Genomic DNA, 16,898 nt, shown 5'->3' on the forward strand with positions numbered 1-16,898 from the left:
CCATCATCATGCACATGGAACTTTAGGTTATTTAAGTTCAGTTGAGTTCAGAAAACGAGCCCTTAAAAAAGCAGTCTGAATTTGTGTTGACAATCACACCTCCATCAATACTATCAAAAGAACCTTTATACTGTTACAGCTTGAGAAATCCATTGAGCAGTTAGTTCAGGAGATTCAACAGGAAACTGATGACCGTACTGAATACGTGTAATATCCAAGTGTTCAAACTGCTTTGGGACATGATGATCCTTGTCCAAAGCTCCCCATAGTATCTTAATTTTCCTCTTATCCCATGTCTCGGGATTTAACTGGATGGATTTTGATATAGTTAAGCAAGACATGACCGTAGCGTTAGTTTTGCGTATACGGGGGGATTTTAAATCACGGACCACAGAATGAGCGTAATTACTCAATAACTGACTCGATGTTCTGAAGCTATTGGTTTGAAGTAGCTCTTTTTCCAAACGGGCGGGCTCCATATATTTTAGAACGAAACTTGTAATACGTCGAAATCTATATTTAGGTTGGATAGGATGCAGTACTGGCTGCAATAAAATGAGTTGTTTGATCAGTGAGGGCAGCCGTTCCATCACTTGAGCCGCAATCAATCCGCCAAATGAATGCCCCACTAATATAACGGGTCTGTTCAACTCAGTGATCATAGTGGAAATGCTCTCTACATAGCCTTCTATCACAGAAGGATTATGGTGATAAGGGGTACGCCCAAATCCAGGTAAATCTACGAACCAAGTATTTAAACCGCTTAAAAATTGTGAGAGGGGCAAAAGGGCATCGGCATTGCTGAACGTCCCATGAAGAAAAATAATAGGTGTTTCATTCCTATCTTTCTCTAGCGAAACTAAGTTAGCCCTTCTTCGTTGACTAAAATCTTTCTGCTCATTTTGATTCAGGCCTAAATGATTTAACCGATAATCCAAATCACTAATGATAAAAGGGAGCGTGGACGGAACTACGAATGAATTTCTGCCGTTCCTTTGTTCTATTTTTAATTTACTGTAAACAGGGAATTCCGACTTAACAAGAAAACTCATGGATTCTTTAGGAATACCAAGCATCTTATCAGTACCCATTCTAAGCACAGTTTTCAATAACGGAAGCGGTATAGTTCCTAACGGCTTTGTTGTCTGCAATTCGTGTGCCATGAGTTTGATGAAAGTTCGGATCGACGGACTTTCTTGCTTAGAATCTAAAAGATAGTAGGTATTGCTTGATAACCCTTCTGTGTTAACAAGTTTTGAAATAAACGAAGCCACATGGTCAATATGAACCATTGGTAACCAATAATCGTCGCCGCCTGGAACAAGCGGCATAAGATTTCGCCTTACGGCATCGACTAAGATACTAAGGCCTCCAATCTGTTCTGTTTTCCCTGAGAAGGAGTCTCCGACGATTACACTAGGATTAACAGTAGATAAGGGAATGCTCATGTTATGAAGAGATTTTCGTATATAAGAGTCGGCTAAAAACTTCATTTTTTCATAAGGCGGTTGATTGTCCAGCAAATGATCTAGATCCAACAATGCATTTTGTTCATGATAGGGACTCATAAAGCCTGCGACATGGATAAAATGCTTTAATTCTTTTTCAGCGTGGATATCCTGTGCTAGCCGAACAAGGGATTTTGCAGGGGTAAGGAAAGACTGCTCAGCTTCAATGAGGTTCAACTCAATATTCATTGGACCTCCTGCGTGAATAATTAGATCAGTTGCAAGTAATTGTTTGTAGCTGTCATCACTTAAACCTAATCGAGGCTGCGTTAGATCACCGATAATAGGAACAATGTTGTTCTGTTGATCGGGTGCCAGTTGATTGATGATGGTAAGAAGACGATTTTTTTGACGTACAAGTGCATAAATCTTATGCTGAGAAGCTAACTCAGCGATTAAATGACGTCCAATATAACCAGTTCCGCCGGTCATGAAGATATTCATAATAAAAACACTCCTTTATTATTTTATAGTACTAATTAGTACTAATGTATCTAAAAATATTACTTTAGCATGGAAGCTAAAGTAGGAAATAAATTTTTGATCATATCTTGGTTGTTAGAAGCTTGAGCCAAGAAGAGAGCACCCTCAATAGAGGAGACAATCAACATAGCTGTTTGTTTAACGGGCAGCTCTTTCTTTAGTTCTTGTCGTGCAATCCCTTGGGCTAAAATCAATTCAACACCATGCAACTGTTTTTCAAAAAAACTCTTGATTCTATCTCTAATTTCAACCGCGTCAATAGGCGTCTGTGTATACAGAGTCAGGAAAGGACAACCGCCAAGGTAGTTATTTTGTTCAATAGTATCACTTAAAATATGGAGTACCGCTTCTAATTTCTCTTGAACGGTGAGCTCAGTTTGAGACACAATATAATTAATTCGCTGCTCGTAATGTGCTATCAACTGATTAACAATAGCGAGCAGCAGCTCCTCCTTGCTCTTAAAATAATAATAAATGTTCGTTTTTGAAACTTTGCTATGTGCGACTATGTCGTCCATGCTTGTTGCTAGAAAACCTTTAGTAAGAAACAATGTAAAAGCGGATTGCAGAGCAATATCTTTATTAGTAAGTGTATTTTTTTCCATATTAGTACTATACAGTACTACAAATGGAGAGTCAAGGGAATGATTGATGAAATGCATAGGGGTTCGACCGCACATCCATCAACTTAAGAAAAGTAAACATCCCAAAAACAAAAAAATGAGCTACCTTCTCAAAGTAACTACCTGTAGAGAAAGAAAAAGTTCATTTAGTGGGTACTTCAAAACCTTAGCTTGATTGCGATGGGGTCACCATATCAAAAAAAAGAAAATTGTGCGTTTAGACATATTTTTTAACCGCTTCCTGTACGTTAAGGGACTCGTTATTTTTTTTACAGTTTTTTATTATGAAATTTTAAATAACTAATTATAATAGGTGAAAAAAACGATCAATAGTTGGGGGACGGAAAGGATTCGAATTTACATTCTTTCTCAATACATATTGTGGATAAATAAAGTAAAATATGGGTTGGGGTTATGTCTCATGTTGTGTTAATCCTAACAATAACTAAGGGTACATAATATGCTTTCATACCTTTGAATGATTTTGTTATAGGAGGGATGGAGATTTAAATGGCTCAAATTGTTGGTATTGATAGATACCTTTGTACTGGGGCTTTAATCTATATGCGTGAGGGCCTTTCCCTAAGTCTTGTCGGGAAGTAAGGAACAGTAAGCAAACACTGATATAATATGAATAGAGAAGAGGAATGCCTTATGAAAATACGTAGTCAAATTACATGTGCAAGTCTGGCCCTTTTAATAGCTGGAAGTTCCCTGTTATATACAACAACAACCTCAATTGTAAAAGCAGAGCCCACTCAAAATGTATCTAGTTCGTTACAAAAAAATACTCAACGAGATCGTACTTCCGTCAAGCAAGCAATGCGGGATACATTGCAACTTGGATACCCGGGGATACTTGCTAAAACTTCTGAGGGTGGAAAAACTTGGGGTTATGCCGCTGGGATAGCGGATCTGAGAACCAAGAAACCAATGAAAACAGATTTTCGCTTTCGCATTGGCAGTGTGACGAAGACGTTCACCGCAACAGTTGTACTTCAATTAGCTGGAGAGAACCGCCTGAATCTAGACGACTCCATCGAAAAATGGTTGCCTGGTGTCATTCAAGGAAATGGATATGATGGTAACCAGATTACTATCCGGCATATATTGAACCATACAAGTGGTATCGCTGAATACTCAAGGTCAAAAGACGCTGATTTTACGGATACAAAAAAATCGTATACGGCTAAAGAGTTAGTGAAGATGGGGATTTCTTTGCCCCCAGACTTTGACCCAGGAAAGGGCTGGTCTTATTCAAACACAGGATACGTATTACTGGGTATTCTTATTGAAAAAGTAACCAGAAACAGCTATGCGGAAGAGATTGAAAATCGGATTATTGAACCACTTGAATTGTCGAATACATTCCTACCTGGCAATTCAAGCGTTATTCCAGGCACTAACCATGCCCGTGGATATGACCAACCAGACGGAGCAAGTGAGCTAAAAGACGTTACTTATTATAACCCAAGTGCAGGTAGCTCGGCTGGAGATATGATTTCTACTGCTGACGACTTAAACAAATTCTTCTCTTACTTGCTCGGTGGCAAATTACTGAAAGAACAACAACTAAAACAAATGCTTACTACAGTTCCTACAGGAAGAGAAGGAATCGATGGATATGGTCTTGGAATCTATGAAACTAAGCTTCCAAGCGGTGTCTCGATATGGGGACACACAGGTGGCATTCTAGGGTTTACTACTCTTGTTGGAGGTACACTTGGAGGCAAGCATACGTTGGTTGTCAATTGGAATAGTTTGGGTAGAACTGACAGTCCTAATCCTTTTAAAAATATTTTACTTGCTGAATTTAGCAAGTAGGAAAAAAGGGAAAATTTACCGTAGTTTTCATAGTTAAAAATATACTTTTCTGGTTCAAAAGCCCCACCTTATTTTCGAGAAAAATTTGGGGCTTTTTTTGTTTTGGTGGCGTTTATTCTCCTTAAGTTGATGAATGTGGGGTAGCACCACATTACTATCAAGCTAAGGTTTTAATATATCTCCTAAATGAACATTTTCTTTTTCTACAGGTAGTTACTTTGAGAAGGTAGCTTATTTTTTCGTTTTGAGGGTGTTTATTTTTCTTAAGCTGATGGATATGGAGTATCCGCCCTAAGTTAAATAAATTTTGACTTAAAAACAAGTCATTTTAACAACGTTAGGAGTGTTTCATGCAGCACAATGTCATTTGTGTTGTATTGCAAGAAAAAAATTACATTAGAAAAGAGCCAGAATTCATCCTGTTAAGGGTAAATCGACTCTTAATATTTAAAAGGATGGTAAAAAGAAACACAGAAGTAAAAAAAACTGTGTTTCTTTTTGATTAATATATTTACTGAACTTTACGGCACAGATGCTCCTTCTATCCTATTATAAAAGCGATTTTGAAAGTAAGTAATTTGTAAGAAATGGGTAAGAAAAAAGAAATTTTCATTGTGTATGATAAAAATATAAAGAAGCGTGAAAGGCGGAACAGATATGACTTATATATGAAAAACAGACCAGTAACAAGACTGTTTCAAGGAAAAGAAGTAATTTATGTGGTTAACATATATGTGGAAAAAGAGGGATTTACCCAGGACAGAATGGCGTTTGTAAAAATAATAAATATGAAGATGATTACGAATTCAATGTTGACCTTTTTTTATTGGTGGAGATGGTAGCTGTGTGGTTAATACGAAATAGCAAGAAACCACCTATACAATATGAATAGAGGAGAGGAATGCCCTATGAAAACACGTAGTCAAATTACATGTGCAAGTCTGGCCCTTTTAATAGCTGGAAGTTCTCTGTTATACACAACGCCAACCTTAATTGTAAAAGCAGAACCTACTCAAAGTGTATCTAGTTCGGTACAAACAAGTACTCAACGAGATCGTAATTCTGTCAAGCAAGCAGTGCGGGATACATTGCAACTTGGATTCCCGGGGATACTTGCTAAAACTTCTGAGGGTGGAAAAACATGGAGTTATGCCGCTGGGGTAGCGAATTTGAGTAGCAAGAAACCAATGAAAACAGATTTTCGCTTTCGCATTGGTAGCGTGACGAAGACGTTCACGGCAACAGTTGTACTTCAATTAGCCGAAGAGAACCGCTTGAATCTAGACGACTCTATTGAAAAATGGTTGCCTGGTGTCATTCAAGGAAACGGATATGATGATAAACAGATTACTATCCGGCAAGTATTAAACCACACAAGTGGTATCGCTGAATACACAAGGTCAAAAAGTTTTAATCTTATGGATACAAAAAAATCGTATAGGGCTGAAGAATTAGTAAAGATGGGGATTTCGATGCCCCCAGATTTTGCTCCAGGAAAGAGCTGGTCTTATTCAAATACAGGATACGTATTACTAGGGATCCTTATTGAAACAGTAACTGGGAACAGCTATGCGGAAGAGATTGAAAATCGGATTATTGAACCGCTTGAATTATCGAATACATTCTTACCTGGCAATTCAAGCGTGATTCCAGGAACAAAGCATGCCCGTGGATATATCCAACTAGACGGAGCAAGTGAGCCAAAAGATGTTACGTATTATAACCCAAGTATGGGGAGCTCGGCTGGAGATATGATTTCTACTGCTGATGATTTAAACAAATTCTTCTCTTACTTACTTGGAGGTAAATTAATAAAAGAACAGCAACTAAAACAAATGCTTACTACAGTTCCAACAGGAGAAGCTGTACTTGGCAGATATGGTCTTGGAATCTATGAAACTAAGCTTCCAAACGGTGTCTCAATATGGGGACACGGAGGTAGCATTCCAGGGTTTGTTACTTTTGCTGGAGGTACACTTGGAGGCAAGCATACATTAGCTGTCAATTTGAACAGCCTTAATGCTGATAGTCCTGATCCTTTTAAAAATATTTTACTTGCTGAATTTAGCAAGTAGGCCAAAAGGAAGAACGGATAAATTTTATCATATTTTCATAGTTAAACAAACAAATGATGAAATTGATCACTTATCTAAGGAGGCAATTCCCTCATGAAAAATAAACTAACTGGTGTATTAGCCGCTACATTAGCGCTAACTATGATTCTACCAACAGGGGCGAAAGCATTTTCTGATAGTAAGACTACAGTTGTATCTAACGTAGAAGTAGCTAGCCAAGAGCTGAAGAAGATTGCAGCAGAGAAGGCTGCGCTACTCACGAAGTCCCATGGGACGACTAGCGTGCAGTATGCGCTAATTGATAATGGCAAGCTTACTTTGTCGGGGCAGGCAGGAAAGAACGATATGGAAGGGGAACAGCCACTAACCAAAGATACTCTATACGGGATTGGTTCAGTCAGTAAAATGTATGCAACAGCGGCTGTAATGAAATTGGTCGACGAAGGAAAAGTCGATTTGGATGCTCCTGTGGTTAACTATGTTCCTGATTTTAAGATGAAAGATGGGCGGTACAAACGCATTACCCCGCGTATGTTGTTGAATCACTCCTCCGGCTTGCAAGGTTCCACGTTAAGTAATGCATTTTTATTTAACGATAATGATACCTATTCCCATGATTTCTTGTTGCAGCAATTGTCCAACCAGAGCCTGAAAGCAGACCCTGGCGCGTTCTCGGTATACTGCAACGATGGTTTTACGCTGGCCGAAATTTTGGTGGAAAGAGTCAGCGGTATGAGCTTTACCGAATTTCTACATCAACGGTTTACAGAACCCTTAAAGATGAATCATACAAAAACGCCGCAGGACAAATGGAGAGACGAAAAGCGGGCTGGACTTTATTTTCCGGCGTACCAAGGGCAGCTTCCAATTGAATCGGTGAATGTGATTGGTACGGGAGGGGTCTCTTCCACGGCAGAAGATATGGTACGATTCTCACAATTATTTATGGGACAGGGAAAAGGGATCCTCTCTGATAAGGTAGTCAAGGCGATGGAGCAAGAGGAATATAAAAAAGGAATGTGGCCGGGGGATGGAGATAATATTTTTAACTATGGTCTTGGCTGGGATAGTGTGAAACTATACCCATTCAGTGAATATGGGATAAAAGGCTTGGCTAAGGGCGGCGACACGGCACTGCAACATGCTATACTGGTCGTGCTTCCGGAACAGAAAATGGCAGCGGCTGTGTTGTCATCCGGTGGACGAAGCTCTACAAATCAACTGCTGGCAACTGAATTGCTGCTCGCCGTGCTTAAAGAGAAGGGGACAATTAAGAACATCAAGCCGAACAAATCTTTTGGCAAGCCGGTCAAGGTCAAGATGCCTCAAGACGTGGCAAAGAAAGCGGGCTTTTATGGCAATAGCGAAACTCATTTCAAAATTGAAATTACGAAGAATGGAGAACTGTTCTTACCATCTAATCGAGAAGAAAAATATGTATATACTGTGGATGGAAGCTTTATTAATGAGAAGGGTACTTCTAAGCTCAACTTTGTCACCGAGAAGAATGGAAGAACTTATTTGAGGGAGAGCACATATAAATCGACACCAGACTTAGGGCAAGGTGCGATGACTCACTATTTAGCCGAGAAACTAGAAGACAATGTGCTATCGAAGAAAACCGCTGCCGCATGGGCGAAGCGGGAAGGTGTCAAGTTCTATCTCGTGAATGAGAAATTTAGTTCTATTGAATATCTCGTACAACCGAAACTTATTACCACACAAATTACTCGTAAGGAAGGCCTGGCGGGCTATTGGGAGGGCAGAAAAATTACAGGTCCGAACACCGCGGCGCATCAGCTCCAGATCCCCGTGATGAATGGCCGTGATACGATGGAAACGCATTTCTATACAGAAGGCGGCAATGAATATATGGAAATGGCCGGGTTGTTATACGTAAGTGGAAACAACGTAAAACCACTTGATGCTGGCCAATCATCCAAAGTTACTCTGCAAGCAAATGGGCATGCTAAATGGTTTACGATCCCGCAAGCGGCAGCAGGAAAAAGGATGACCGTGACATTGCCATCGAAGGGTGCGTTCGCGGTGTATGATGAGAATGGAGTATGTGTCAACTTTACCATCGTGAGCGGCAATAACAAAGTAAAACTGCCGAAGAATGGAACGGTTGTAATTGCTGGGGCACCGAACTCAGAATTTGCAATTACGTTGAACTAGCTACAATTCAAAATGGACTTCAACAAAACCAGTACGACATAGGAACGTTGTTTTGCTGGTTTTGTTTGTATTTACGTATTATCTTTAAGAAGAGAATTTCAAAGAATAATATCACGCTCAAACTCTGCAAAAACAGCTATCAAACCAATTTAGGGCAATCATCATTTGCTCCATTAATCTTCTTGATGTAAATACGTTCGCAGCCGGTATTATGATGTACAAGCCCTAAACGATACAGGAATTATCCGAGGTGTTTCAGCTACTAAGTTTACGCCATATGGCACACTCACACGTCAACAGGCAGCACTTATGTTAGAACGAACTCTAGAATATCTAGGTGTAGAAAAAGAGTCAAATATAGGGCCCTACCACATCGCTATCAAGCTAAGAAAAGCATAAATCCCCAAATAGTAAAATTGAGATCCCCAGAGTAAAAATCATTGTTTTTGGGTAGCATAAAACCTTAGTATGTTAGCGATGTGATGCTAACCCAAATTTGAACCCTATTCCTCAATGAATCAAACAATTTAACATGGTAAAAGTATATTTGGATGAGAGTCCAATACTTACTATTGAAATTGTGATGGTTCACATTGAAAGAAGGCACTTTAGGGTGTCTTTTCTTTATGAAAAAAATTCCCGCACAATGTACAGGGATAAAAAATTATAAGTCATGGTGGGACAGTTCCTGTTTTAGTTAATCAGGTAGTTTCTATTAAAGGTAAAAACAAAATGTAATGCTTTGAAAAAAACTATGTACTAGAACTGGTACTCTGTCGGTAAGCCATGAAAGAGGTACTTATATTATTTGTTTTGTAAATTATCTTGAATTTGTTGTTCCATATTTACTAGTGATGTTTTTAGGGAATTACTAAGCTTTTTAACAAATTTAAGAACAAGAAGCCAGTTTTTAATAATAGAATTCTAAAAGCGTTAGGGTAGAAATTTATTGTTTTTGTTAAAAAAGAATTGACTTCTACTATAGTTGTAACTAATATGGTTACATAAGGTTGTAATTGAGTTGGTTACAACTTATGGATATTTAAAGTGAAAATACGGTTTATATATTTAATTAAGGATGGTAGTCCACATGTTATCGCCCGGTGTAGAAAGTTACTAACATATTTAAATCAAGATATATTCCGAATTTTAGTATCTTCTATTTTGAAGCAATGATGTGCAGCGCTATCTTTCATTAGAAATCTTATCTAATCTTTTTGGGAAAGGTTAGTTTTGAAAAATATAGTAAGGTAACTCAAAAAAGAACAAGATATAAAAAAGATGTACTTATATAAACCAGAAAGTTAGCTGAGAATTTTAAGTGATAGCTGGACTGGTTAATAAAAATAAAGGTAGGGGATTTAAATGAAGACGAAACAAGATAATCTTATATACGTATGGGACGCATATTGTGGATGGTGCTATGGATTTTCAGAAAGTATTAAAGGATTTTACAAAGAACACACTGAAATGCCGTTAACGGTTTTATGTGGAGGATTATTTTTAGATGATTTACCAATAAAAAATTTCTCATATATAGAAGAGGGGAATAAAAGAATTAATCAACTTACAGGTGCAGAATTTGGTCCTTCATATCAAAAATTGGTGGAAGAAGGGACTTTTAAAATGAATTCGAAAGATGCTGCAATTGGCTTTTCAGCTTTACGCTCATTAGCACCAGACCGTTTGTTAGAATTCACTGCGGCTATGCAAAAAGCGTTTTATTATGAGGGACAAAGTCTGAGTGATCCTGAAACATATCGTAAGATTGCAATCGAGCATGGTTTGGACCCTGAACAAGTACTAGAACGTTTAAACGCTCAAGAAACAATAATAGATGTCCAAAACGATTTCAATAAAGTGCGACAGCTTGGTGTTAATAGTTATCCTTCATTACTTTTACAAAAGGATAATCAAATTATCCCTATTGGTGGTGGGGTAATGACGCCAGATAAAATTGAAGCGCGTTTTAAAAATTTATATTAATGAATTTTAAGCTACAGTATATAACATTTAACGTGTTAAAAAAGACTAGAATTGGATGGACTTAAACCTTTTTATAACAGTCGGTTTCAATTTATTTTTAAAAAGAGTCCAAATTTAATTTTACTATCAGCTATAGTAGCAAACATGCTAGCTTACGCCAACCGACATTCATCTCTCGCCTATTTGCTGGTGCTATCACACTTTCAGGTAAATTGAAGAGGGAGCTTCTGTCGGAACAAGATAAAAATATGTTAACTAGTAAATAACTTTAACAAAAGGAGAATAACATTCTATGTTTAAAACAATTGATACAAATCAAAAAGATGTGAAATTGACGGTGTTTAGTTCAGACGAAAAAAGTTTTATGGTCACTGCAACCTTAGTTGAGAAAGCGGGACATGCATTTTTAATAAACTCAAAATTTACTCAATCTGATTCGAAAGAAATTGTTGAGTATCTGAAAAAAAACGACTTATCTTTAGATAAAATCTTTATTATTCATGGGGATCCTGATTACTACTTTGGATTAGAAATTATTAAGGCTGCTTACCCAGAAGCTATAGCGTATGCTACAGAGTCTACTGTTGAACATATTGTTCATTCTGTCTTAGGTAAATTAAAAGTTTGGAAAGGTGCCCTAGGAGAAAACGCACCAAGCAACGTAGTATTACCTCAAGTGTTTAAAGAAAAAACAATTGATTTTCAGGGGTTAACATTTGAACTAGTAGGCTTAGATCATTACAGAACTAGCTTATTTAATAAAGAGCTAAAAGTATTAATTGGTGGTATTGATGTATTTAACGAAATACATGTATTCTTAGCGGATACTAGCTCAAAAGCGGCTATGGAGGCATGGATTGAGAACTTGAAAGTATTACAAGCATTAAATGCTGACATAATTGTACCTAGCCATGGATCAATTGAAAAATCCTTAGATAATCAAGCGATTATTGCAACTATGGATTACCTAAGAACTGCGGTTCAAGCTTCTGAGGAAAGTAAAACTTCAAAAGATTTTGTAGCGAAACTTGAAGCAGCATATCCAGACTATGCAAATAAAGGTGTATTAGAATTAAGTGCAAAAGTTGTAACAAAAGAAATGCCTTGGGGTTAATGCTATGAATAAATATCAAAAACTATTACATGAAACGTATGTGTTAACTGGCGAGGGAAAATTGGATGCGTTCAAAACGTATTTAAGTGAAAATGTATCTTGGACAGAAGCTGCTGGGTTTCCATATGCAGGTACTTATATAGGTCCAGATGAAGTAGTGAAAAACGTACATGAACGTCTTGGTACGGAATGGGATGACTATAGTGCTAAAGATGAAATTTATGCTTTTAATAACAATACTGTTATCGTGTATGGAAAATATAGTGGAACATATAAAGCTACAGGGAAGTCATTTGTAGCAGATTTTTGTCATCTTTATAAGTTTGATGAGGACAATAAGGTTAAGAAGTTTATTCAAATTGTGGACAGTGCAACTGTTAATGAGGTATTAAGTTAGAGTTAATCGTTTCTAATATGCCTTGTATAGGGGAGTGTTAGGATAAATGAAATTTCCTAACATTACCCCTGACATTACATTTTGGGGAAGGGTTTTACTTCCCAATCGTGTTATGGAATATAATTTATATGATTAGAAGAGGTAGGTATATATGAAATTAGAGAAAAATTTAATAGTAATAATTATTTCTGTGTTTATTTTAGGAATTGTGTCGACTTTGATATTTCAAGCTTCCACCGGTAATAACAAAGGTAACTCAATAAAGAGCGAGAATGTTGCTTCTGTATCAAAAGAAGTGAAAGAAAATGAAAAGAATAAAAAGATGGTAGTTGATTTCTATAATGAAGTTTTTAACAAACATAATATTGATATTATCCCTAAATATGTTAGCGAAGATTATAAGCAACATAATCCTTTTGTTGCTGATGGACGAAAAGCCTTCATGGATTTCTTTAAGGAGGATTTTGTTAAAAATCCTAATTCCTCTGCAGAGATTAAACGAGTAGTAGTAGAAGGAGATACAGTTGCTCTTCATGTACATTCTCGTACTAATTCTCAAGATAAGGGAGTTGCTATAGTGGATATATTTCGTATCAAGGATGGAAAGATTGTTGAACACTGGGATGTAATTCAAGAGATTCCAAGTGAAGCAGCTAATGATAATACTATGTTTTAGACAGAAGGTATATTCAATTGTTAGTGATGTATAGAATCTAGAAATTATAAAATGAAGGGGATGTCCTAGGTATACTACTAGGACATATCTTTTTGTTTTAACGAGATTTAATATATTATCATTTGTAGAGTGCTTACTTCATATGTTTTCTGATAACTTATCCCTGAAACTGCACCATGTTAATATTAAATTATCGTATTAATTTGTAAGAAAGCTATTTTATATTGAGCAAGAAAAAGTATTCAAGTATAGATTTTGAAGAGGAAGTTTTTTGGTAAATCAAAAAAAATTGATGAACTAGTTGCATATAGAACTCATCTGCGTATATACTATAAATATCAAAAAAAATTGATGAAGGGAGAGTGAACTACAGTGGCACAAGATTTTCAGCTCTATGAGAAAAAGTTTAAAGCGTTGGCGGATCAGAAGCGTCTAGAAATCATGTATGAACTTTGCCAGCGAGGCCAGACTTGTGTATGTGATTTAACAGAGATTTTTGAAATGACGCAATCTAAGTTGTCATATCATTTAAAGATTTTATTAGATGCAGGTTTAATTGTAAAAGAAACAAAAGGTACGTGGAGTTATTATGATTTAAATGATGCGGAAGTAAATAATTTATTATCAGAAGAATTGTGTTGTATCTTTAGAAAAACAGGGAAAGGTAGTTGTTGTTAAAATTTTGATTTATTAATCAAAAAAAATTGATTAACGATATATAAAGAGGAGGAATAAGCTATGAGATATGTTCACGTTGGTATAAATGTTACGGATTTAGAGAAGTCTATCGAATTCTACGAAAAGGTATTTGGTGTGTCACCAGTTAAGGTGAAAGTGGATTATGCAAAATTTTTATTAGAGGTGCCAGGACTTAATTTCACACTGAATGTAAGAGATGAAGTGAAGGGAAATCAGGTAAATCATTTCGGTTTCCAAGTGGATACAGCTGAAGAAATTACATTACATAAAGAAAGGTTAGAAAAAGAAGGTTTCTTTGCGCGTGATGAGATGGATACGACTTGTTGCTATGCAGTTCAAGATAAGTTTTGGATAACAGATCATGATGGGAACGAGTGGGAATTCTTTTATACAAAAGCACATAGTGATGTTCATAAAATTGAAGATTCATCTTGTTGCACGACTTCTAACGTAGTAGAAAAAAATTCTTGTTGTTAATAGGAGATGGAAAATAAAATGAAACGTTTATCTTTTCTAGATCGATATTTAACGCTATGGATTTTTCTAGCTATGGCTGTTGGGATTGGTTTAGGGTTTGTGTTTCCTAGTGTAGTAGACGGACTAAATACATTACAAGTTGGAACGACGTCTATTCCACTTGCTGTTGGTTTAATTGTCATGATGTATCCACCATTAGCGAAAGTTCGCTATGAGGAAATGGGCCGAGTATTTAAAGACGTAAAAGTATTGGTTTTATCTTTAGTACAAAACTGGATTATCGGACCTGTACTTATGTTTGTTTTAGCAATTATTTTTCTTCCTGATAAGCCAGAATACATGGTCGGGCTCATTATGATTGGTTTAGCACGCTGTATTGCAATGGTAATTGTTTGGAACGACCTTGCGGATGGGGATAAAGAGTATGCTGCAGGTTTAGTAGCTTTTAACTCAGTATTTCAAATGTTATTCTTCTCCGTTTATGCATACGTGTTTGTAACAGTCATTCCAGAATGGTTAGGGATTGAAGGGGCTATTGTTGATATTACAATGATAGAAGTAGCGAAATCCGTATTTATCTATTTGGGAATTCCTTTTATAGCAGGTATGTTAACACGCTTTGTACTTGTTAAGTTAAAAGGAAGAGAATGGTATGAAAAGGTGTTTATACCGAAGATTAGTCCACTTACATTACTTGCATTATTATTTACAATCATCATTATGTTCTCTTTAAAAGGGGAAATGATTGTTAGCGTACCATTAGATGTAGTAAGAATAACAATTCCATTACTCATTTATTTTATTGTGATGTTTTTTGTTTCTTTCTTTATGGGAAGGAAAATTGGTGCAAACTATCCGGTGACAACAACGTTAGCATTTACAGCAGGTAGTAATAACTTTGAGTTAGCAATTGCTGTAGCAGTTGGTGTGTTTGGTATTCATTCAGGCGCAGCATTTGCAGCTGTTATTGGTCCGTTAGTGGAAGTACCTGTAATGATTGCACTTGTAAATGTCGCTTTTTGGTTTAAGCGTAAATATTTTAATGATCAACCAGTATAATTTAAAAACAAAGGCGGAAAACAACATGGAAAACAAAAAGACAGTCTATTTCTTATGCACAGGAAATTCATGCCGAAGCCAAATGGCAGAAGCATGGGGCAAACAATATTTAGGTGATAAGTGGAATGTATATTCTGCAGGAATTGAAGCACACGGAGTAAATCCAAATGCTATTAAAGCAATGAATGAAGTAAATATTGATATAACGAATCAAACATCGGATATAATCGATTCAAATATTTTAAATAACGCTGATTTAGTTGTTACCCTTTGTAGTCATGCAGATTCTGTTTGTCCTTCGACACCTCCGCACGTAAATCGTGTTCATTGGGGATTCGACGATCCAGCAGGAAAAGAGTGGTCTGAATTTCAACTTGTTCGCGATGAAATTGAAGAACGTATAAAGCGATTTGCTGAAACAGGGGAATAAATAAAGGAAAGAGCCAACTCACACGAGTAGGCTCTTTCTTTTTATGTACTACAAATCTTCGTAATAGAACGATGTTGCGGCATTCCTTCCATAAAAAATAAGTCTAAAAAACGCCCATTTCATCATAAAAAAATGATCTCATTCACACTTTGCAGGTTATCTGATGTATAGGTATATTTTTTATGAAAAAAATGTTTTAAAAAGTGTTGAAATATTTTGAAAATTAAATTATTATTATCCATGTAAACTACTAAGTAATCGTTTACATGGATGAAATAAAGCTTTAAACGAAACTGAAGTAAACGATTTCTTGAAAACTTAGAAAGAGTGATGAAATGGCTAAGTCTACAATTAAAGATGTTGCAATGGAAGCGAATGTGTCTACAGCTACAGTATCTCGAGTGTTAAACGCAAGTGGATTTGTAAGTGACGACATTAAAGATCGTGTTTATTTAGCTGTGAAAAAACTTAATTATCAACCAAATGCGATTGCTAGAAGTTTAAAGCAAGATAAAACATACACGATTGGTGTTGTGATTCCAGATATCACAAACCAATATTACATGACAATTTCAAAGGCGATTGAAGATATTGTGCAGCAAAAGGGATATAACCTTATTTTTTGTAGCAGTCACGAAAATCCTAAAAAAGAGGATAAGTTGTTGCAGCTATTAGTGGAACAACGGGTGGATGCAATTGTATTGGCGACTGCTGGAGGGTGTGAAGAAAGAGTAAGAAGTATTCATCAAGCCGGTGTACCAATTGTTTTAGTTGACCGGACTGTTGAGATTGGAGATTCAAAATTAGATTCGGTTATAGAAAGTAATTTTGAAAGTGCTTATACATTAACGAGATATCTTTTAAAACAGGGGCATAGATCGATTGGTCTTGTGAATGGATTGTTGAACGTAAGTACAGGTAAAGAGCGTTATGAAGGATTTCAAAAAGCTTTGGAAGAGTTCGGGATTCAGGAAGATGAAAACTATACGTTTAATAGCACTTTCACAAGAGAAGGCGGAATGAAAGCAGTTGATTATTTTCTTAATTTTACTGAGAAGCCGTCAGCTATTCTATCTTTGAACAATGAAATGGCATTCGGTGTTCTTCTTGAATTAACGAGGAGAGGATACTCAATACCAGAGGACGTAGTGATAGCTTCTTTTGGTGATGTGGAAGCAGCACAATTATTACGAGCACCTGGGATTATATCAGTAGCTCACAAACCATATGAAATGGGAGAAAGAGTAGGTGATATTTTACTAAAGCGTTTAAACAATGAAGAAGGCCCTTTTAATGAAATATTTACACCGAAATTACTAATAGATGCACAAAGTGTAAGTAGTTAAAACGATTAGGAATGATGCTTTTC

The 16,898-nt window shown here is 36.5% G+C and carries 14 protein-coding genes and 1 pseudogene; 13 read left to right on the forward strand and 2 right to left on the reverse strand.

Features of this window, described 5'->3' with window-relative positions:
- Positions 1-125: 125 nt before the first annotated feature.
- Both ACUN0F_RS17290 and ACUN0F_RS17295 read right to left on the reverse strand, forming a co-directional pair.
- Positions 126-1,952, reverse strand: coding sequence for an alpha/beta fold hydrolase (locus ACUN0F_RS17290; protein WP_445539795.1), 1,827 nt, complete (start codon positions 1,950-1,952; stop codon positions 126-128).
- A gap of 59 nt (positions 1,953-2,011) precedes the next feature.
- Positions 2,012-2,596 carry a TetR/AcrR family transcriptional regulator gene (locus tag ACUN0F_RS17295; RefSeq protein WP_445539796.1) on the reverse strand — a complete coding sequence of 195 codons (585 nt, stop codon included), beginning with the start codon at positions 2,594-2,596 and terminating at the stop codon, positions 2,012-2,014.
- Between the two features lie 672 nt (positions 2,597-3,268).
- On the opposite strand from ACUN0F_RS17295, the gene ACUN0F_RS17300 reads away from it, so the two are divergent.
- The 13 genes and pseudogenes from ACUN0F_RS17300 to ACUN0F_RS17360 all read left to right on the forward strand — a co-directional run bounded on the left by ACUN0F_RS17300 (position 3,269) and on the right by ACUN0F_RS17360 (position 16,875).
- Complete coding sequence (locus ACUN0F_RS17300) at positions 3,269-4,438, forward strand: serine hydrolase domain-containing protein (protein ID WP_264461121.1); 1,170 nt, start codon at positions 3,269-3,271, stop codon at positions 4,436-4,438.
- Between the two features lie 908 nt (positions 4,439-5,346).
- Complete coding sequence (locus ACUN0F_RS17305) at positions 5,347-6,513, forward strand: serine hydrolase domain-containing protein (protein WP_445539797.1); 1,167 nt, start codon at positions 5,347-5,349, stop codon at positions 6,511-6,513.
- A gap of 93 nt (positions 6,514-6,606) precedes the next feature.
- Complete coding sequence (locus ACUN0F_RS17310) at positions 6,607-8,691, forward strand: serine hydrolase domain-containing protein (protein ID WP_445539798.1); 2,085 nt, start codon at positions 6,607-6,609, stop codon at positions 8,689-8,691.
- Between the two features lie 222 nt (positions 8,692-8,913).
- Positions 8,914-9,090: pseudogene (locus tag ACUN0F_RS17315) on the forward strand (hypothetical protein); the annotation flags it as partial.
- Positions 9,091-10,056: 966 nt separating this feature from the next.
- Entirely contained in the window at positions 10,057-10,677 is a 621-nt protein-coding gene (locus ACUN0F_RS17320; protein WP_060486498.1) for a DsbA family protein, read from the forward strand.
- 292 nt (positions 10,678-10,969) lie between these two features.
- Positions 10,970-11,791, forward strand: a complete 822-nt coding sequence (locus tag ACUN0F_RS17325; RefSeq protein WP_097889768.1) for an MBL fold metallo-hydrolase — start codon at positions 10,970-10,972, stop codon at positions 11,789-11,791.
- Between the two features lie 4 nt (positions 11,792-11,795).
- The gene (locus ACUN0F_RS17330; protein ID WP_264461124.1) at positions 11,796-12,188 is read left to right on the forward strand and encodes a nuclear transport factor 2 family protein; all 393 of its coding nucleotides are present in this window, start codon (positions 11,796-11,798) and stop codon (positions 12,186-12,188) included.
- A gap of 151 nt (positions 12,189-12,339) precedes the next feature.
- Complete coding sequence (locus ACUN0F_RS17335; RefSeq protein WP_264461125.1) at positions 12,340-12,864, forward strand: nuclear transport factor 2 family protein; 525 nt, start codon at positions 12,340-12,342, stop codon at positions 12,862-12,864.
- Between the two features lie 372 nt (positions 12,865-13,236).
- Positions 13,237-13,542, forward strand: a complete 306-nt coding sequence (gene arsR, locus ACUN0F_RS17340; protein ID WP_000046014.1) for an arsenical resistance operon transcriptional regulator ArsR — start codon at positions 13,237-13,239, stop codon at positions 13,540-13,542.
- Between the two features lie 60 nt (positions 13,543-13,602).
- Positions 13,603-14,040, forward strand: coding sequence for an ArsI/CadI family heavy metal resistance metalloenzyme (locus ACUN0F_RS17345; RefSeq protein WP_445539799.1), 438 nt, complete (start codon positions 13,603-13,605; stop codon positions 14,038-14,040).
- An 18-nt stretch (positions 14,041-14,058) separates the two neighbouring features.
- Positions 14,059-15,099, forward strand: a complete 1,041-nt coding sequence (arsB, locus tag ACUN0F_RS17350; protein WP_445539800.1) for an ACR3 family arsenite efflux transporter — start codon at positions 14,059-14,061, stop codon at positions 15,097-15,099.
- A gap of 25 nt (positions 15,100-15,124) precedes the next feature.
- On the forward strand, positions 15,125-15,529 hold the full coding sequence (gene arsC, locus ACUN0F_RS17355) for an arsenate reductase (thioredoxin) (RefSeq protein WP_445539801.1): 405 nt from the start codon (positions 15,125-15,127) through the stop codon (positions 15,527-15,529).
- Positions 15,530-15,864: 335 nt separating this feature from the next.
- Entirely contained in the window at positions 15,865-16,875 is a 1,011-nt protein-coding gene (locus ACUN0F_RS17360) for a LacI family DNA-binding transcriptional regulator (RefSeq protein WP_046954879.1), read from the forward strand.
- The last annotated feature ends 23 nt before the right edge of the window (positions 16,876-16,898 follow it).

The organism is Bacillus sp. 1A (assembly GCF_052682215.1).